Here is a 21,301-nt window from a genome sequence, read left to right as displayed (position 1 = left end):
GGCGCTAGACTACAATTTATGAGAATCGTTCGCAACAGCATAAAACTTGCGAGCGCTGACTGACTGGCAGCGCCCGCAACCGTTTTAGCTCTGCACCGCCGCCTGTTGGCGCGCCTTCTCCAGCAGCGCGGCCTTTTCCTCTGGACTCATTGCGTCCAGCCGCAAACGTGCCTGGGCCAGTTTCTCCAACTGGCCAGGGCTATCTTCCTGGGCACGCAAGGCCTGGGCCAGTGCGCCGGGACTTGGGTGATCGAACACGATGCCGGGGTGGACTTCGCAGTGCAGCAGTTTGCGAATCCCGGCGACCAGCTTGATCACCAGCAGCGAATGGCCACCGGCGGCGAAGAAGTCGCGGTCGCGGCTCAAGCGTTCGCGCCCCAGCAACTGGGCCATGCGACTGGCCAGCAAGGTTTCAAGGGCGTCCAGGGGCTCGATGAAGGTGTCGTCTTCTTCGACCAACTCCAGATTCTGCAAGGCCTGGCGGTCGACTTTGCCGTTGCCCAGGCGCGGCATGTGCTGCACCACCTGGTACTGGTGCGGCACCATCACCGCCGGCAAGCGCTCAGCCATTTGCTGCTTGAGGTTTTGCAGCCAATCCGCAGGCGCGTCCTGGCTCGGCAGTACAAAGGCGACCGGCTCATCGTGCGCCAGCAGCACCACGGCTTCGCTCACGCCTGGCACGCGCAGCAGTTGTTGTTCGATTTCTGCCAGTTCGATACGGAACCCGCGCACCTTAACCTGATGGTCACGCCGGCCATACAGCGCGATACCGCCTTGTGGCAGGTAGCGGGCCAGGTCGCCGCTGCGGTACAACCGTTCGCCAGGGTTAAACGGACTGTTGATAAACGCTGCATCGGTCTGCGCCGGGTCGTTCAGGTAGCCACGGCACAATTGCTGGCCGCCGATATACAGCTCACCCAGTTCGCCGCAGGCCACCAGTTGCAGGCCCTCGTTGAGGACGAACAACTGGTTGTTGGGCAATACCCGAGTCAGGGGAATGGCCAGGTGTTGCAAGTCGTCCGGGCTGATTGTATGCACGGCGACGCCAACGGTGGTTTCGGTGGGCCCGTAGTGATTGAACAGACGGCAATCGGCGCGCAGGTTGAAGATGCGCGCAACCGTCCCCTGGCCGATGGCTTCGCCGCCAAGGATCAGGGTGGCCGGCACCTTCGGCTGCGGTGCTTCGAGCAAGGCGGCAAGATGGGACGGCACGATTTTCAGGCAATCAATGCCCTGGGTGTCGATGAAGGCTGCGAAGGCTTCGGGATCCTGCATCGTCGCCTCGTCAACGATATGCAAGGTGGCGCCGTTGTACAGCGCACCAAACAGGCTGGTGTTACCCAGGTCCGCCGCGACAGTGGAGCCTTGGGCGAAGTGCCGGCAAGCAGCCAGCTCCAGCTCACTGCTGACGCCCGCGACGTAATTGAGCAATTGCCGATGCTCGACCACCACGCCCTTGGGCACCCCGGTGGTGCCGGAGGTAAACAGTACATAAGCGGCGTCCTGGCCTTGCAGGGTTGCACTAGGTCCTTGCGCCAGCGGTTGCTGCATCTTTTGATCGAGGTCCAGTACTGCGCAACCGACTCCATCCAAAGCCATACCCTGGGTGACCAGTAGTTGCGCGCCGGCCTGTTCCACCAGTTGGGCCTGGCGCGCCACTGGCCAGTTCGGGTCCAGCGGCAGATAGGCAGCGCCTGTGCGCCAGGTCGCAAGAATAGTCAGCACCTGGGCCACGCCGCGCGGCAAGGCCAGGGCGACGATGCTGCCCGGGGCTACACCCTTTTGACGCAGACGGCTGGATAATTGACGCACGCCGGCATCCAACTCGGCGTAGGTCAGCGACTGCTGCCCCGCGACCAATGCCAACGCGTCCGGGGTGATTTCGGCCCAATTGAGAATATGCTCAGGCAACAGCACCCGCTCTTCCAGCACTTGCGGCGCGGGATTGAACGCCAGCAGGCGTTGGCGTTCCGCCTCACCCAACAGGCTCAGGGTTGCGATGGCCGCGTCCGGCTGCTCCAGCAGACTGCCCAATAGCACTTGATACTGCGCCAGCAGCGTCTGCATCGTGGCCTGGCTATAAACGGCAGCGGCATAGTCCAGCGACAGACCGGTGACAGCGCCGCCCTCCTCCATATCGACATTCAGCGCCAGTTCAAACAGCGGCCGAAGATCAGCACTGTAGGCGCCGCTCCAGGTGCATGTCCCCACTGTGCGCGCTGCCGGTTGCTGGCGCACACCAAAGCCATGGGTCAGCGGCAGGCCGGCGTCGAGCGGCGCATATTCTTGCCAAGTGCCATGGGTCTCCAGCACACCGGTCAGCTCAGCCAACACACGCGTGAACGATGCTGTCGGCGCCAGGTTCAGGTTCAACGGCAGGGTTCTTTCCAGCAGGCCCACGGTGGGTGCGAAGAACTCATAGTCCTGGCGCGCGTCATGCCGCAGGCCCGCGACAAAACCTTCGCGCCCACTGACGCGCGCCAGCAGCACCCACCAGGCTGCTTGCAATAGCGTGGTCACCGGCGTGTTGTGCTGGGCTGCCAGTTGGCTCAGGCGCTCCAGCACACGTGGGTCGAGGGCGGCAGTCAGTGTCTGCCCACCGGCCTTGCCCGGCGCAGTGTCCGCGTAGCGCACCGGCAACTCCGGTGCCAGCACCCCAGTGCTCGGCAGGCAGGCTTGCCAATAGGCCTTGGCAGTATCGGCATCTTCGTCGAGCACTACTTCGGCATGCCACTCCAGGTACTGGGCAAACTGCCCCAGCTCCTCATCCACGGCGCAACTGCCCTGCTCATACGCCGTACACAGGTCTTGATAAAGAATCCCCAGGCTCGCCTGATCCCCCACAAAACCCGCCAAGCCCAGGGTCAATTGCCAGTGTTGCGCGTCGATACGCTGTAACAGACCCTCGAAAAACACCCCGGACGCCAGGCTCACCGGGCGTTGGCACCACTGCACCAAGACCTGCGCGGTGTCGCTGGACTCATCCACCGCCAATGCCACATTCGCCGCACCGGCCTCAAAGAACTGCCGCAGGCCACGATAACCGGGCGCCGTCGCCAATCGGGCGAGCAGCGCGGTGTGACGCTGGCTCAAACCGTTTAAAACCGCTTGCAGGCGTGAAACGTCGAGCGTGCCCTTGATCTGGATATGCAACAGGTGCGCGATATCACCCCAACTCGCACCGTCCTGTGCGTCCAGCACCCGCTGTTGTTGTTCCGGGAGCAGCGCCAGGCCTGCATCGTTAAGCGTACTCATGCCTCAGTCCCTTCAGTTTGCATACGTGTATAGGGCGTTACCGTTTCCAGGTCGCGCCGCTCGATCATTTCACCCATGGCCACGACGATTTTGCGTGGGCCTTCAAAGGGGTCGCGGGCGTGGGCGGCAAGCATGTTGTCCAGCAGGATCACATCGCCCTTGCGCCAATCAAAACGCACCGCACAGGCCTCGTAGAGTTCGCCCAGGAGTTGCATCACCGCGTCTTCAATCGGGCTGCCATCGCCGTAGTACACGTGGCGCGGCATCCGCTCGGGACCGAACAGGCCCAGCAGGTCGTCGCGCACGTCAGGGTCCAGGCAATAGATGTGGTGCAGTTGCACCTGGTTGAAGAAGGTTTTCTCGCCCGTGGTCGGGTGGGTGATGATCGCCGGGCACGGGGTGCGGATTTGCAGTTCGTCGTTGTCCAGCCAGGTCCATTGAATGCCAGCCAGCGCGCAGCGCTGCTCGACCTGGGCGCGGTCTTCGGTCTTGAAAAAATGCTGCCAGGACACGTCGAGCTTATCGGCGAAGGTGCGCACATACAGCAGGCCCTTGCTTTCGAATGTATCGCGCAACGCTTGCGGCAAACGCAGGTACATCTGCCGGCAATCGACCACCGGCGTGGCACCGCCCACGGGCGACGGTTGCTCGCAGAAGAACAGTTGCTTGCGCGGCCAGCGATCCTGATGCGAGCTCTCGTTGTGGAACAGGATCATTTTCTTTTCCGGGTACGGCGTAGAGCGGTAGGTGTTCTTGCCGCCCTCTTTCTTCGGCAAGTCGCCGTACTGGCCGTACAGGCCCGGCTGGACTGCTTCGGCAAAGGCCTCGAAATCGTGGATATCACGCATGGCAAAGCCTCGGAACAGGATCCCCGCATGCCGCGCCAACTTCTCCTCGACCAAGGCGCGATTGGCCTGGACCCACGTCACCAGGTCGAGCCCCGGATCATTGGGCTCCATCAGCAACGGGAACACCTGGTCGGCGTTCAACAGCGATTCACGCATCGCCGGCAGCGGGACCTTGGCCACCGGGCTCGACGGTTTCTTGAGGAACTTGCCCAGTTTGTCGGCCTTCGGGCTAACAGGTGCGGCAGGAGCAACAGCGGTATTCGACGGCATGATGATGTCCCCTAATCGGATGTCTGGATCCATGACAATCTGTTGAAGAATTCCCATCCAGGCGCTCACAAGCTCGGTAATGCGCTCTTGTTTGAATAAGTCATTGGCGTACTGCCAGGTGCCTTGCCACTGCCCGGCTTCTTCGTCGATGAACAACGCCATGTCGAACTTGGAATAGCCGCCCAGGCTGGGCACCACCTCCACGGCAATGTCCGCCAGGCCAGCGCTGTGCACCGGCAGGTTGTTCATCACAAACAGCACTTGCACCAAGGGGTTGAAGCCCCTGTGCCGGGGCACGTTGCTGGCTTCGGCGATCATGTCCAGGGGCAGGTCCTGATGCTCGAATGCCGTGAGGGAGGTTTCCCGCGCAGCAGCGAGGAAATCACTGAACCGGGCCTTTGCGTCGAAGCGCGAACGCAGGGGCAGGATATTCACGAAGAAACCAATCAAGCCTTCCAGCTCGGCATGCTGGCGCCCCGCGACATCAGCGCCCACCAGCAAGTCGTCGCTGGTGCCCAGGCGATGCAGCAACACCTGGAATGCCGCCAGCAAGGTGGTGTAAGGCGTAACGCCGTGGCGGCCGGACAAGCCTTTGAGTGCCTCGCCCAATGCCGGCGGCACGCTGAACGACTCGCTGGAGCCTTCAAAAGACGGTACTGGCGGCCGTGGAAAATCAGTGGGTAACAGGAGTTGGCCGGGATGACCGGCCAGGGCGTCCTTCCAGTAGTGGGCCTGTTGCTGCAAGACCCCGGCCTGCTCCAGCGCCAGTTGCCATTGGGCATAGTCGCTGTATTGCACCGGCAGCGGCGGCAAGTCGATGCCACGGCCGTGCTTGAGCGCGGCGTAGTGTTGCACCAGTTCACCCACCAGCACCGCCATCGACCAACCATCGGAAATGATGTGGTGCATCGAATACAGCAGCACATGCTCATGGGCACCCAGGCGCAGGATCTGCCCACGCAACAGCGGCGCTTGTGCCAGGTTGATCGGGTGTCGGGTGTTGTCCAGCGTGGCCTGGGCGACCTGGGCTTCCTGTTCGATACGGTCCAGGTGCGACAGGTCGACCAGGGCGAAGTCCAGTGCCACCTCTGGCGAAATCACCGCCAATGGATCGCCGTCATCGTCTGCGACATAGGCGGTGCGCAGCACTTCATGACGCTGCACCACGCACTTGAGGCTTTCGATCAGCAACGGCACCGAGACTTCGCCACGCAAGCGCAACGCCAGCGGCATGCCGTACGCGCCGTTGCCGGCCGAGAACTGTTCGGCCACCCACAAGCGGCGCTGGGCCAGGGACAAGGGCGCAGTGCTGCGCGGGCCATGGGCGCGCAAGGCGATCTGCGCCGGCTGCGCGGCCGAACGGCCCGCCAACACGGCGGCAAAGTCTTCCAACACCGGAGCATTGAACAGGTCCCGCAAGCCAGGGTCGCTGGCCAGGGTTTGCTTGAGCCGCGCAATCACCTGGGTGGCCAGCAGCGAGTGCCCGCCCAGTTCGAAGAAGTTGTCGCTCACCCCCACCTGCGCCAGACCCAGCACCTGTTGCCAGACCTCGGCAATCTGCTGCTCCAAGACATTGCGCGGCGCGATGTAGTGCTGCTGCAAGGCACTGGCATCCGGCGCCGGCAACGCCTTGCGATCGAGCTTGCCGTTGGGAGTCAGCGGCAGGCTGTCGAGGAAGACCCAATGGTTGGGCACCATATACTCCGGCAGGTCGCCCTTGAGCTGACGCTTAAACGCATCACGTAGAACTTGCTCATCGCTCACCCCTTGCGCTGCGACCACATACGCCACCAACTGCGGATGGCCAGCGACGTCCCGCACCACCACGGCGGCTTCGCGCACTTGCGGTTGCTCCAACAGCCGCGCCTCGATTTCCCCCAGTTCGATCCGCAATCCACGGATTTTTACCTGGTGATCCACGCGACCGATGTACTCGATCACCCCGTCCGCGCGGTAGCGCGCCAGGTCGCCGGTGCGGTACAGGCGCGTACCGGGAGCGCCAAATGGATCGGGCAGGAAGCGTTCGGCGGTGAGTGCCGGGCGCTGGAAATAACCCCGCGCCAGGCCATCGCCGCCAATCAACAATTCACCCGCCACCCCGACCGGCACCGGCGCCAGGTTATCGTCGAGGATATACAGGCTGGTATTGGCAATCGGCCCGCCCAGCCACGGCTGCGGCTGAGTTGGCGTGAGCGGGTACTGCGCCGACCAGATGGTGGTCTCGGTCGGCCCGTAGAGGTTCCACACCTGGGGCGAAAGCGCCAAAAGGCGGGTCGCCAGTTCCAGGGGCAGCGCCTCACCGCCGCACAGCAGTTTGCAGCCCTTGAGCTCATCGGCCTGCGGGTGATCGAGCAGCATGCGCCAGGTCGAGGGCGTGGCCTGCAACACGCTGATGCGCTGCTGTTTGACCAGGGCAAGCAAGGCTTGCGGGTCGAGGTTGATGTCCTGCCCGGTCAGCACCAGGGTTGCGCCAGCCAACAGTGGCCCATAGATTTCCAGGCCGAAAATATCGAACGAAAAGGTGGTCAGCGACAGCAGCCGGTCATTGGCATCCAGGCCCGGCTGGCGGGCCATGCTGCACACAAAGTTGGTCAGGGCGCCATGGCGCACCATCACGCCTTTGGGCTTGCCGGTGGAGCCGGAGGTGTAGATCACGTAGGCCAGGTGTTCGGCCGTGGTGCGCGGCAGCGGGTTTTCGCAGCTGTAGCCATCGAACCACGCATCCGTTTGGTCCAGGGCCAGGGCACTGACCCCGGCCGGGATCGGCAAGCGCGCCAGCAACGGTGCCTGGGTCAGCAGCAGGGCCAGGCCGCTGTCTTGCATCATGTAGGCTAGGCGATCCTCGGGGTACGCCGGGTCCAGCGGCACATAGGCGCCACCGGCCTTGAGAATCGCCAGCAGCCCGACCACCAGGTCAACGCTGCGTTGCACCGCAATTCCCACCAGTACATCAGGGCCGACACCGGCCGCGATCAGGCGATGGGCCAGGCGGTTGGCCTGCTGGTTGAGTCGGGCAAAGGTCAATGACTGGGTGTGGAAGACCAACGCCACGGCATCCGGGGTGCGAGCGGCCTGGGCTTCGATCAGGTGGTGGATGGCGCTGTCGCGAGGGTAGTCGGCAGTGCTGGCGTTCCAGGTTTGCAACGCCAGGCGCTGTTCAGTGGCGTTGAGCATCGGCAGTTGACCGATGCGCTGCCGTGGATCATCGACCATGCCCTGCAACAATCTCTGCCAATGCCGCGCCATGCGTTCGACGGTCGAGGCGTCAAAGATATCGGTGGCATAGGTGAGGACCGCCGACAGGCCATCAGGGCCGTCGAAGGTATTGAGGGTCAGGTCAAACGGCGCACTGAGGTTCTCCGAGTCGACTGGCGTGCACAGCAATCCGCCCAGGGGTTGGCCATCGGCAAACCGGCCAGTTTCCATCTGATGGTTGAACATCACCTGGAACAGCGGCGTGTGCAGGCTGTTGCGCTCGGGCTGCAGCGCCTCCACCAACTGCTCGAACGGCAGGTCTTGCCAGGTCTGGGCCTCGTGGGCCGCCGCCTTGACCGTCTGCACAAAGTCCGCAAAGGGCTGCTGGCTGTCGAGCGTGGCCTGCATCACCTGGGTATTGACGAAAAAGCCGATGACCCGCTCGGTCTCGGCCCGGTTGCGGTTGGCGGTGGGTACGCCGACGCGAATGTCAGACTGGCCGCTGTAGCGGTGCAACAGCACCTGGAACGACGCCAGCAACAACATGAACGGGCTCACCCCTTGCTGCTGCGCCAGGCCCTTGAGGCCGTCGCTCAAGGCACGATCCAACGCCAGCGGCAGCGTCGCCCCACGCTGGTCCGGTGGCCCCAGGCGTGGGCGATCCACCGGTAGTTCAAGCAAGACGTGCTCGCTGCCCAATTTACCGCGCCAGTAATCCAGTTGCCGGCGCCCTTCCCCGGCCTCCAGCCATTGCCGTTGCCAGGCGGCATAGTCAGCGTATTGAATGATCGGTGCCGGCAACGCGCAAGGCGTGCCCGTGACCTGGGCAATGTACAGCGCCAGCAGCTCATCGATCATGATCTGCATCGACCAGCCATCGGTGATGATGTGGTGCAACGTCAGTACCAACACGTGCTCATCGTCCGCCAGACGCAACACTGCGGCGCGCAGCAGCAGATCGTGTTCCAGATCGAACGGCTGGCTGCTCTGCACCTGGACAAACGCCTTGATTACGGACTCGGGATCGCCTGCCGGGGCAGCCTGCACCGCAAGCTCCACGGCTTCGATGGGCCGCATGATGCATCGCACCTGCTCGCCTTGCTGCACAAATCCGGCGCGCAGCCCTTCATGGCGCGCCAGCACCTGCGACAGGCTGCGTTGCAGCGCCTCGACATCCAGCTCCCCCTTCAAATGCAGCGCCGTACAGATGTTGTAGGCACTGCCCGTTGGGTCGAACTGCCAGAGAAACCATTGCCGCTGCTGGGCATACGACAGTTGCTGGGGCCCGGTTTCGCTAGCCGGCACAATCGGGAAACGCGCGACGTTGACGCCCTGCTGCTCCAGCTTGCGGAACAGTTGCGCACGCTTGGGTGCGCTCAAGTCCTTGATGCGCGCCACCAGTTCTGCGGTTTTGGCCCCGCCTTGCTTAAGCATTGGTTTCCTCCAGGTTTTCCTGCTCCAGTTCATCAAGGGCATCAAAGATCAGGTCAAAGTCATCATCCAGGCCATCGTCCCGGGTCGCATCGACCAGCGATTGGGCCAAGGCCCCGAGGCTGTCCTGCGCGTAAAAGTCCTTCACGGCCACGTCTACCCCAAGCACTGCCCGCACACGGGACAGCATCACCACCACTTGCAGGGAGTGCCCGCCCAGGTCGAAGAAGTTGTCGCCAAGCCCCACGCGCTCGACCTTGAGCACCTCTTGCCAGATCCCGGCCAGTTGCTGCTCAAGTTCCGAAACCGGCGCCACATAGGCTTTTTGCGTCTGGCTGACATCCGGTGCCGGCAAGGCCTTGCGGTCCAGTTTGCCGTTGGGGGTCAAGGGCATCTGCGCGACGAATACCAGGTGCGCAGGGATCATGTAGTCGGCCAGATGCTGCTTGAGCCCGGCCTTGATCGACTCGCGCAACGCCGTATGTTGCTCGGTGCTGTCCGTCGATTCGGCGAGCACTACGTAACCCACCAGTTGCGGGCCGCTGGGTCCATCGAGGGCCACCACGGCCGCTTCGCGCACAGCATCCTGGGCCTGGATGCGCGCTTCGATTTCCCCCAGTTCGATCCGGAAGCCGCGAATTTTCACCTGGTGGTCCAAGCGCCCGAGGTATTCGATCACCCCTTCGGCGCGATAGCGCGCCAGGTCGCCGGTGCGGTACAAGCGCTGGCCGGGCGCACCGAACGGGTCGGGCAGGAAACGTTCGGCAGTCAGGCCTGGGCGCTGGAAGTAGCCGCGCGCCAGGCCATCACCGCCAATCAACAGCTCGCCGGGCACGCCGACCGGGGCCAAGGCACCGTCCTGGCTGACGATGTACAGGCCGGTGTTGTCGATCGGCCGCCCCAGCCATGGCTGGCCGTCGAGACGATGGGCGGCTGACCAAATGGTGGTTTCGGTTGGCCCATAGAGGTTCCATACCGCTCCACCGAGGGCGAGCATGCGTGCCGCCAGTTCATCGGCCAGGGCTTCGCCACCGCAGAGCAAGGTGCAGCCCTGCAACGCCGCCACCTGCGGGCTGTCGAGCAACATGCGCCAGGTCGAGGGCGTGGCTTGCAGGGTGTTGACACGCTGGGTAGCCACGGTGGCGAGGATCGCGTCCGGGTCGAGGGTGGTGTCTTTGTCCACCAACACCGCACAGGCGCCAACGGTCAGCGGCAGGTAAATCTCCAGGCCGAAGATATCGAACGAGAAGGTGGTCAGAGACAGGATCCGCTCTCCCACCGCAAGCCCCGGCTGGCGGGCCATGCTCGCAATGAAGTTGCCCAGGGCGCCATGGGGCACCATTACCCCTTTGGGCTTGCCGGTTGAACCGGAGGTGTAGATTGCATAGGCGAGGTTGCCCGGTCCGGCCGATGGCTGCGGGTTGTGGCTCGGATAGCCCGCGAACCAGCCCGCCTCACCGTCCAGCACCAGCGCCTCAACACCGCCTGGAATTGGCAGCGCCCCCAGCAGCGGCGCCTGGGTAATCAGCAACCTCAGGCCGCTGTCTTGCATCATGTACGCCAGGCGATCAGCCGGGTATGCCGGGTCCAGCGGCACATAGGCGCCACCGGCCTTGAGGATCGCCAGCAGGCTGATGATCATCGGCAAGCCGCGCTCCACCGCGATCCCCACCAGACGATCCGGCCCGACACCTTCGGCCAGCAACCGATGCGCCAGTTGGTTGGCCTGTTCGTTGAGCTCGCGATAGGTCAGCGACTGCTGGCCGAACACCAGGGCGACGGCATCGGGAGCGCGCTCAGCCTGGGCCTCGAACAGTTGGTGGATGCATTGCCCGCGCGGGTAATCGACCGCCGCCGGGTTCCATTGCGCGACCATCTGTTGTTGCCGCGCAGCGCCTTGCATCGACAAATCACCCAGCGCCAGCTCGGGCTGATCGAGCATACCCAGCAGCAGGTGGCTGAAATGCCCGCTAAGTTCGCTGATGGTGTCGGCGCTAAAGTGCCCATGGCTATAGCGGTAATGCACACTCAGGGTCTGCCCCAGACTGACCGACAGGCTCAACGGATAATGGGTCTGTTCATGACTCTGCACTTCGCCGAACACCAAGCCTTGCGGCGCGCCGCGCTTGAGGGTTTCGGCCACCGGGTAGTTTTCAAATACCAGCAGGCTGTCGAACAGTGCGTCACCGCTCTGCCCGGCCCAACGCTGGATATCGAACAACGGCGTGTGCTCATGCTCGCGCAGGGCCAGGTTTTGCCCCTGCACGACCTGTAACCATTGGCTGACGGTTTGCTCGGCGCGCGGGCTGGCAACCACCGGCAAGGTATTGATGAACAGCCCAACCTGCTGCTCGATACCCGGCAAGTCAGCCGGGCGACCGGCGACCGTGGCACCAAACGCCACGCAGTCCTGCCCAGTGTAGCGCTGCAACAGCAACAGCCACGCGGCCTGCACCAAGGTGTTGGAGGTGACTTTTTGCTGGCGGGCAAACTCGCTCAGGCGGCGGGTTTGCTCCCCATCCAACATCAAGTGATGGTCGCCGTGACCGGCGGCGGCCTGCCCCTGGCCACTGACCGTCTGTGCCAGCAGGGTCGGCTCCTCCAGTGCCGTCAGATTGGCGCTCCAGAATTGTTCACTGGCCTGTTGATCCTGGCGTTGCAGCCAGGCGATGTAATCGCGATAGCGCCCAACGGACGGCCCCGGCGCCTGGCCGTCATAACGCTGCAGCACCTCACCCAGGAGTTGGGAGTTGCTCCAGCCGTCCATCAGGATGTGATGGTTGGTGTAAAGCAGTTCGCAACGACGGTCATCCAGGCGCACCAGTACCAGGCGTAATAGCCCAGGCCGGTTCAAGTCAAAACCCTGGGCCAGTTCGGCAGCAGCCAGCGCTTGCAGCGCAACTGATTGATCGTCGCGCGCGCGCCAGTCGAGCACGGTAAAGGGCACATCAAGCTGCTTGTGCACCACCTGCATCGGCTGCGGCAAACCGCCCTGCCAGGCAAAGGCCGTGCGCAGAATGGCGTGCCCATCGACCACCGCCTGCCACGCTGCGCGAAAGCGTTCTGGGTCCAGGCCGTCCACCGATACTTGCATCTGATTGACGTAATCGCCGCCGCTTTGCTCCAGCAAGCTGTGGAACAACATGCCTTGCTGCATGGCCGAGAGCGGGTAGATGTCTTCGATGGCTTCAGGCGCGCCGGCAAGCACATCCACGTGGGCCTGTGTCAACGCCGCCAGCGGGAAGTCGGACGGTGTCACGCCGTGATGACCGGTTGTGGTGCAGTGCTCAATCACAGCCTTGAGCTCTACAGCCAGGGCGTCGGCCAGTAGCTGGATGGTCGCTGCGTCGAACATCTGCTGGCTGAACGTCCAGCCCAGGCACAATTGGCCTTCAAATACCTGGCCGTTGAGGGTCAACCAGTTACCCAGTGGTGCGTCCGGATGCTGCTCAACCCCGGCATGCTCGCCACTGGGCAAAAACAACGCCGTTTGCTCGCCTTCAACGGTGCTGTCGAATTGGCCCAGATAGTTGAAGGTGATACGCGGCGCCGGCAGTGCCGCCAGGGTTTGCTGCACGGCAGCGTCACCCAGGTAACGCAAGACGCCAAAGCCTGCGCCCCGGTTGGGAATGGCGCGCAGTTGTTCCTTGACCTGCTTGATTGAATCTCCCAGCGCCTCGGCAGGCGCCAGACGCACCGGGAACAGGCTGGTGAACCAACCCACGGTGCGGGTCAGGTCCTGGTTGTCGAACAGCTCTTCACGGCCATGGCCTTCGAGCTGGATCAGCACCTCGCTGCGTCCCGTCCAGCGCGTGATGACTCGCGCCAGCGCGGTCAGCAGCAGATCGTTGACCTGGGTGCGGTAGGCCGCTGGCGCATCCTGCAACAGGCGCCGGGTCAGCTCGGCATTCAGGCGTGTATCAAGCGTGACGCCGTCGCGACTGCGCAAGCTGGCATCCGGCTTGGCGCCCGGCAGATGGTTGTCGGTTGCGCCCAGTGATTGCCAAAACGAAATCTCGGCTTGCAGCGCGGGACTGCGGGCAAGACCTTGCAGTTGCTCGGCCCAGGTTTTGAACGCGGTGGTCTTGGCCGGTAAGCCCAGGGCGGGCTGACGGTAAGCGTCCTGCAGATCTTGCAAGAGGATGCGCCATGACACGCCGTCGACTACCAGGTGGTGAATCGCCACCAGTAAGCGCTGGCTGCCATCGGCACGCTCAAACAACACCGCGCGCAGCAGCGGGCCTTGTTGCAGGTCCAGGCTGGCCTGGGCCTGATCGGCCACCGCCTGGAGCTGGGCTTCATCGTTGACCCGATGCTGCCACAGCAGCTCAGGGTTCGACGCCTCGCCATGGCTGGCGACCCACTGCTCGCCGTCGCGGTAGAAATTCAGGCGCAAGGCATCGTGATGGGCGACCAGCGCCTGCAAGGCCTGGGCGAGTCGTGCGCCGTCCAGGGGTTGCTGGGGCGCAAGCAGCACGGATTGGTTCCAGTGATGGCGCTGGGGAACATCCTCCTCGAAGAACGCCTGCTGCACCGCCAGCAACGGCATGACGCCGGCCACCGGCCCTTGGTCGATGGTCGGCACGCCTTCACCGCTGCGCGTTACGCTGGCCAAACCTTGAATCGTTTGCTGCTCGAACAACGCTTTGGCAGTGAAATGCAGCCCCGCCTGACGGGCGCGGCTGACCACCTGCATCGACAGGATCGAATCGCCTCCCAGCTCGAAGAAGTTGTCGTTCAAACCCACGCGCGGCAGGTTCAACACTGTTTGCCAGATATCGGCCAGTTGCTGTTGCAGTGCCGTGACCGGTGCCACGTAGTCCTGTTGCAACAGGCTGGCGTCCGGTGCCGGCAGGGCCTTGCGGTCGAGTTTGCCGTTGGAGGTCAGTGGCAAGTGGTCGAGCACCATCCAATAGGTCGGCACCATGTAGTCCGGCATGCTCGCCTTGAGACTGGCCTTGAGGCGCTCGCACAACGAGCGCTCGGCCTGCGCCGGCACGATATAGGCCACCAGTTGCTGGGTACTTGCGCCTTGATGGGCCAGGACCACCGCGTCACGCACACCGGATTGTTGCAACAGGCGCGATTCGATTTCGCCCAGTTCGATGCGAAAACCACGGATCTTCACCTGATGGTCGATCCGCCCGCAGTAATGCACCATGCCCGCCGCGTCGCGGCGCGCAAGATCGCCAGTGCGATACACGCGGCTGCCGGCCACGGCGGCTAAAGGATCGGGAATAAAACGCTCGGCGGTCAGTGCCGGACGCTGGTGATAACCCTGGGCCAAACCTTCACAGGCGGCGAGACACAACTCACCCACCACGTCATCGGGCACCGGGTTGGCGTCGCGGTCGAGCACATACAGCGCTCGCCCCGGTAAGGCACGACCAATCGGTACGCCATTGGCTTCATCGACATCCTCGAGCTGGCACAAGTGGGTGCTGGACACTACCGTGGCTTCGGTCGGGCCGTAGGTATTGAGCAAGCGCACGCCGCCAAGGCCTGCGGCGTGCCAGAGCTTGAGCCCCTCCACCGACATCGCCTCACCCCCCACGTGCACCTGGCGCAGTCGCCCGCGACTGCGCTGCGGGTCCGCCGCCCAGTCCTGGGCCAGCAGGAACCAATAGGCTGCCGGCAAGTCGGCCAAGGTCACGCCGTGTTCGATGATCTGCTCGTACAAGGTCGCCGTGTCCCAGGTTTCATCGCCGCGCAGCACCAGGCAGGCGCCTTCGCACAGCGGCGGGAAGCACTGTTCGACAAAACCGTCGAAGCTGAATGTTGCAAATTGCAGTACCCGATCCTGGGACGTGAGTTGTGAGTATTCGGCGGCTATCGTGCAGAATTCGCGCAGCGCGCCATGGGCGATGGACACGCCCTTGGGCTGCCCGGTGGAACCGGAGGTGTAGATCACATAGGCCAGATGCTCGGCCTGCGCCAGGTTGGCCAGGTTGGTGCGTGGGTAGTCGCGCTCCGAACCGTCGAGCAGCAGGCACGGCACGCGTGCATCGGCCAGGACGTCGTCGAGTACGCCGGGTTGGCGCAGCAGCAGGTCCATTGCGCTGTCATCAATCATGTAGGCCAGGCGCTGGGCTGGGTAATCGGGGTCCAGTGGCACGTAGGCGGCGCCTGCCTTGAGGATCGCCAACAGGCTGGCAATCATCGCCCCACCGCGACGCACCGCCAGCCCGACGCGCTGGCCGGGCATCACGCCCTGCTCGCGCAAGCGATGGGCCAGACGGTTGGCGCGCTGGTTGAGCTCGGCATAGGTCCAGCGCTCGTCACCGCTGATCAAGGCCAGGGCATCCGGGGTCGCTGCCGCGCGGCGTTCGATACGCTGGTGCGCCAGCAGCGGGTCGAGTGCCGGCTGTACTGCGGTTTGCTCCAGGGTTGGCTCGCGCAGGCTCAGGTTGCCCAGTGCTTGCTGGTTATCCTCAACAAACTGCGCAAGCAGTTGCAGCAGGCTTGTGCCGATAACGCGTATCTGCTGCGGGCTGAAATCGGCCCGGGCGTAGCTGAAGTCCAGGCTCAGGGTTTCACCCAACTCGATGCCCAGGGTCAGCGGATAGCTGGTCTGTTCATGGTTGTGCAGCCCGCTGAAGCTCAAGCCGGCCGGCGCACCGGCTTGCAGCGCCTGGGACACCGGATAGTTTTCAAACACCAGTAAGGTGTCGAACAGCGCACTACCAGGCTGCCCGGCCCAGCGTTGAATGTCGTACAACGGTGTGTGCTCATGCTCACGCAGGAGCACACTGTGCGCCTGCACGTGCTGCAGCCAGTTGGCGACGCTATGGGTGGCATCCGGGCTGCAAATGATCGGCAAGGTATTGATAAACAACCCGACCTGCTGCTCGATCCCGGCTAAATGAGCCGGACGCCCGGCCACTGTGGCGCCAAAGGCCACGCTCGACTGGCCGCAATAACGTTGCAGCAAAGCCGCCCATGCCGCTTGCAACAGGGTATTGAAGGTGACCTTGTTGTGCCGGGCAAACTCACCCAGGCGCGCGGTGGTGGTTGCGTCCAGCAGTACGTGGTGACTGGCATGGCCACTGCCCTCGCGCGGCGCCGGCAAGGCGTTGCCAAGCAAGGTCGGCGCGGGCAGCGCTTGCAGTTGCACGCGCCAGAATTGCTCGCTGGCGTCGGCGTCCTGCGCCAGCAGCCAGCCCACATAGTCGGCATAACGCCCGGTGGCCGGTGGCGGCACTTGTCCGGCGTACCGCTGCAAGACCTCCCCCAGCAGTTGGGCATTGCTCCAGCCATCCATCAGGATGTGGTGGCTGGTGTAGATCAGCTCATAACGCCGGGCCGCCAGCGGTACTAGCACCAGGCGCAACAACGGCGCCTGATGCAGGTCGAAGCCTTGTTCGCGCTGTTCAAGGGCCAAACGATCGAGGTCGTCAGGAGCGCTCTCCAGCACTGTCAGCGGCAATTGCACCGAGCGCTGGATCGCTTGCATCGCCTGCGCCTGGCCTTCCCAGATACATCGTGCGCGCAGCACTTCATGGCGCTCCAGCACCGCCTCCCAGCACTGGGCAAACCGCGCCACGTCCAGGCCTTCAATGGTCAGGCGCAGTTGATTGATGTAGGCGCCGGGCTCGGCATCGTAGGCGCTGTGGAACAGCATGCCCTGCTGCATCGGCGACAGCGGATAGAGGTCCTCGATCTGCGCCAATGGCAGGCCCAGGCCTTCCAGTTGTGCCTGGTCGAGGCTGACCAGCGGGAAGTCCGAAGGCGTCGCGCCGCCCTGTTGTGGATCGAGGCAGTGTTCAATCAGTTCGTGCAAGGTGCGCGCGCAGCTGTCCACCAGGGCCTGGATGGTGTCCCGACGAAAGACTTCGCCACTGAAGCTCCAGTCCAGTTCCAGTTCACCGGCGTAGACCCGCCCTTCCACACTCAGCCAGTTGGCCAAGGGCGTGTCCAGGCTCTGGGCCTGGCCGCCGCCTTCGCTGGCCGGTACGAACAACGCATCCTCACCAAATTGCTGGTCGAACTGTCCCAGGTAATTGAAGGTAATCCTTGGCTGGGCCAGGACCGCCAGTTCATTGGCCGCCGCGCCGTAGCGCAACACACCGTAGCCAATGCCCTTGTTGGGCACCTGGCGCAACTGTTCCTTGATCGCCTTGAGGGTGGCACCCAGCTCAACGCTTGGCGTCAGGCGCAACGGGTAGAGGCTGGTGAACCAGCCCACGGTGCGAGTCAGGTCGATGTCATCGAACAGCTCTTCACGACCGTGGCCTTCCAGCTGGATCAGCGCCGAAGGGTGTCCGGTCCATTGACAAATCGTGCGCGCCAGGGCCGCCAGCAACAGGTCGTTGACCTGAGTACGGTACGCCGCTGGCGCCTGTTGCAGCAGTTGACGGGTTTGCTCGCGGTCCAGGCGCCAGCGGATATGCTCAGCCACTGCCTGGGTTTGCCGGCCCTGCGGGTTATCCCGGGGCAAGTCGTTTGCCACGCCCTGCAATTGTTCGCGCCAGTACGCCAACTCAGCCAGCAGCGCCGGGCTGCGGCTGTAGTCGTCCAAGCGTACTGCCCACTGCTGGTAGGCGCTGGTCTTGTGCGCCGTGGTCAGCGGTTGGCCGGCCACGCCTTGGCCGTAGCCGCGCTGCAAGTCTTCCAGCAACACACGCCAGGACACCCCATCCACCACGAGGTGATGCAGCACCAGCAACAGGCGCTGGCTGCCGTCGGCCATGTCCACGAGCAAGGCCCGCATCAACGGGCCGTGCTCCAGGTCCAGGCTGGCCTGGGCGAGATCACAGTGCTCACGCAATTCCTCGACGCTGGCGGCCTGGCGCTGCCACAACTCCACAGTTGCCGACGGGGCATGAGTCTGTTCCCAGCCCTCCCCGCGCTCGACAAAGCGCAGACGCAAGGCATCGTGTTGCGCCACCAGCGCCTGCAACGCGCCAGCCAGTGCTGTGACGTCTACCGGCTGACGCGGAGTCAGCAGCAGCGACTGGTTCCAGTGCTGGCGTGTGGGAATATCCTCGGCAAAGAACCATTGCTGCACCGGGGTCAACAGCACCGGCCCCTGGACCGGGCCTTGCTCGATGGCCAGCGCCGACACTTCACGCGCGGCAGCGGCCAGGCTGCGTAGGGTCTGGTGGCGGAACAGGTCGCTGGGCGCCAGTTGCAAACCGGCCTGGCGGGCACGGCTGACCACCTGGATCGACACGATGGAGTCGCCGCCCAGTTCGAAAAAGTTGTCATCCAGGCCAATCTGCGACTGCCCAAGAATGTCTTGCCAGATCCCGGCAAGCAGCAGTTGCCGTGGATCCTGCGGCGCACTGAACGCCTGCACCTTGGCCTCACCGGCCCGCGGCAGCGCCTTGCGGTCCAGCTTGCCATTGGGGGTCGAGGGAAACTGTGCCAAGGCCATGGTCACCGTTGGCAGCATGTATTCAGGCAAAGTTTCGGCCAGGTACGCATGCAACGTTTGCGTGAATACCTCGTGATCCTGGGGCATTGCTGTCGGCACCACGTAAGCCACCAGCAAGCGTCCATCCTGGGCGATCACCAGTGCTTCCTTGATTTGCGGGTGACTGAGCAGGCGCGCTTCGACCTCCCCCAGCTCAATCCGCAGACCACGGATCTTCACTTGATGGTCGATCCGCCCGACGTACTCGATCACGCCATCGGCGCGATAGCGGGTCAGGTCGCCAGTGCGGTACAGCCGTTCGCCAGTACTGGAGAACGGGTTGGGTACGTATTTTTCGGCAGTCATCGCGGCCCGGCCCAGATAGCCCCGGGTGAGCCCGGCGCCGGCCAGGTGCAGCTCGGCAGCGACCCCGGTAGGCACCGGTTGCAGGTCGGCATCGAGGATATAACCCTGGGTGTTGCTCAACGGCCGGCCAATGGACGGCTGGCCCAAGGCTTCGCGAGGGGTCCAGGTGGAATAGGTGGTGTCTTCGGACGGGCCGTACAGATCAAAGACCTGCTTGATCGACGGTTGCTGATAGAGGCGGTCCACCAGGGATTGCTTGAGCGGCTCGCCGGCCAGGTTGATGATGCGCACACTCTCGGGGATCTGCCCGGCACGCTGCAAGGCATTGATGGCCGAGGGTACGGTGTTGATCAGGCGCACCTGGTCACGGGCCGGCAGCTCGGGCAGTTCCAGGGCATTGCGGGCAAGGATCAGCGAGCCGCCGTTGGCCAGGGTGACGAAAATCTCCCACACCGAGAGGTCGAAACACACCGAAGTGGAAGCCAGCACACCCTGGATATCTTCGCGACTGTAGACCTGCTGCGACCAGTGGATCAGTGCCAGTACGTTGCCATGGGCAATGGCTACGCCCTTGGGCTTGCCGGTGGAGCCGGAGGTGTAGATCACGTAGGCCAGGTTGTTGGGCGCAACCTGGGTGACCGGTGCGCTCAACGGGTAGCCAGCCAGTTGATCCATCTGCAACACCTGGGCCTGGGTCTGAGGCAAGTCGGCGAGCAGCTCGGCCTCGGTCAGCAGCACCTGAGCGCGACTGTCTTGCAGCATGTAGGCGACGCGGTCAGCCGGGTAATCCGGGTCCAGCGGCACATAGGCGCCGCCGGCCTTGAGCACGCCAAGCAAGGCAACGATCAAGGCGTCGGTGCGCTGCATGGCCACGCCAACGCGCACTTCGGGGCCAACGCCCAGCTCGATCAGCTTGTGCGCCAGTTGATTGGCCTGGCCGTCCAATTGGCGATAACTCAGAGTCTTGCTGCCAAAGGTCAGGGCCAGAGCGTCGGGCTGGCGCTCCACCTGCTCGGCGATCAGTCGATGGATGCTGCGCGCTTGCGGGTACTCAGAGGCGGTGGCGTTCCAGCCATGAATTTGCTGCTGATAGTCGCTGGCGTCGAGCATCGGCAACTCAGCCACGCGCTGCTGTACGTTGTCGATCATGCCGCCGAGCAAGTGGCTCCAGTGGCGGGCCATACGCTCGATGGTGGCGGGCGTGAACAGGTCGGTGGCGAAGGTCAATGCAGCGCGCAGGGTGCCGCCCTTTTCCCAGGTGTCGAGGCTGAGGTCGAACTGAGTGGTGCGGCTCTGCCACTCGACCAGGCTCAGGGAGAGTCCGGATTCCAGCACCAGCGCTTCTAGGTCTGCCACTTGTGGCTGGTGGTTGTAGAGCACCTGGAACAGTGGCGTGTGGCTCAGGCTGCGCTCCGGCTTGAGCGCCTCGACCAGGCGCTCGAACGGCAGGTCCTGGTGGGCCTGGGCGCCATTGACCACATCCTTGAGCCCCTGCAACAGGTCGCTGACCCGCGCCTGCCCATCAACGTGGGCAGCCATGACTTGAGTGTTGACGAACAGCCCGATCAGGCCCTCGGTTTCACCGCGATGCCGGTTGGCAATCGGCACGCCTACCCGCAGGTCAGTCTGGCCGGTGTAGCGAAACAGCAGGATCTTGAACGCTGCCAGCAGCACGGTGAACAACGATACGTTCTGCTGGCGAGCCAACAACCGCGCACCGTCGGCCAAGGCTGCCGGCAAGGCGAACTCATAGCGCTGGCCCTGATGGCTGGCCACGACTGGGCGTGCAAAGTCCGTTGGCAACTCCAGCACCGGGTGTTCATCGCCCAACTGTTCGCGCCAGTAATCCAGCTGCCGCGCCTGCTCCCCCGCCTCCAGCCAGCGGCGCTGCCACAAGGCGTAGTCGCTGTACTGGATCGGCAGGTCTGGCAGTTGTGGCGACTGGTTGCGTTCAAAGGCGTCATAGCATCGGATGAACTCGTCGATCAGCACGTTCATCGACCAGCCGTCCGAGACGATGTGATGCAGGGTCAGCAGCAACACATGCTCTTGCTCGGCGAGTTTGAGCAATTGCACGCGCAGCAAGGGGCCATTGGCCAGGTCGAAGGGTTGCAGCGATTGCGCGGTGGCGGCAGCCATCACCGCCTGTTCGCGCTCAGCCGGCGGCAAGTTGCCAAGATCCAGTGGTTCAATCGCTAACGCAGGCTGGCAGGGCACTTGCACCAGGCGCTCATCGGCCTGGCGCTGGAACACTGTGCGCAGGGTTTCATGCCGCGCGATCAGGCTGGCAAACGCCTGCTCGATGGCCGGCAGGCTCAAGGTGCCCTTTAGACGCACCGCTCCCGGCAGGTTATAGGCTGCGCTGGCAGGATCCAGTTGCCAGAGAAACCACATACGCTGCTGGGCGTAGGACAACGCCTGGCGATCCTCGGCCTCGACCTGGGCCGGAATCGGAAAACGCGAGAAGTCGATCCCTTCCTTTTGCAGCGCCTGGAGGAACAACTGGCGTTTTTCCAGGGGCAACCCGATAAACCGGCGAGCAAGTTTCAAGGAGTCTTCAGCGTTCATTTCTTGGGATCCG

General features: G+C 63.6%; 3 protein-coding genes. All 3 read right to left on the bottom strand.

Annotated elements, in window-relative coordinates; translation table 11 throughout:
* Window positions 1-84: 84 nt before the first annotated feature.
* From PSH73_RS09380 to PSH73_RS09370, 3 genes are read right to left on the bottom strand one after another with little or no spacing between them, the layout of a single operon-like run.
* On the bottom strand, window positions 85-3,255 hold the full coding sequence (locus PSH73_RS09380) for an amino acid adenylation domain-containing protein (RefSeq protein WP_305462316.1): 3,171 nt from the start codon (window positions 3,253-3,255) through the stop codon (window positions 85-87).
* Window positions 3,252-9,002: a non-ribosomal peptide synthetase gene (locus PSH73_RS09375; RefSeq protein WP_305462314.1), complete on the bottom strand. Its 5,751-nt coding sequence runs from the start codon at window positions 9,000-9,002 to the stop codon at window positions 3,252-3,254. Before PSH73_RS09375 ends, PSH73_RS09380 begins: the two co-directional genes overlap by 4 nt.
* Window positions 8,995-21,288 (bottom strand): non-ribosomal peptide synthase/polyketide synthase, encoded by a 12,294-nt coding sequence (locus PSH73_RS09370; protein WP_305462312.1) that lies wholly within the window; start codon window positions 21,286-21,288, stop codon window positions 8,995-8,997. The genes PSH73_RS09375 and PSH73_RS09370 overlap by 8 nt, the downstream gene beginning before the upstream one ends.
* Window positions 21,289-21,301: the final 13 nt, after the last annotated feature.

The organism is Pseudomonas sp. FP2294 (assembly GCF_030687625.1).
GTDB lineage: Bacteria > Pseudomonadota > Gammaproteobacteria > Pseudomonadales > Pseudomonadaceae > Aquipseudomonas > Aquipseudomonas shahriarae.
Note: the sequence above shows the minus strand (reverse complement) of the source record. Positions and strands in the feature narration are given on the sequence as shown.

What these genes read in the sequence shown, in the direction of transcription:
- PSH73_RS09380 (WP_305462316.1), bottom strand. Translation starts at nt 3,255, where the DNA reads ATGAGTACGCTTAACGATGCAGGCCTGGCGCTGCTCCCGGAACAACAA.
- PSH73_RS09370 (WP_305462312.1), bottom strand. Translation starts at nt 21,288, where the DNA reads ATGAACGCTGAAGACTCCTTGAAACTTGCTCGCCGGTTTATCGGGTTG.
- PSH73_RS09375 (WP_305462314.1), bottom strand. Translation starts at nt 9,002, where the DNA reads ATGCTTAAGCAAGGCGGGGCCAAAACCGCAGAACTGGTGGCGCGCATC.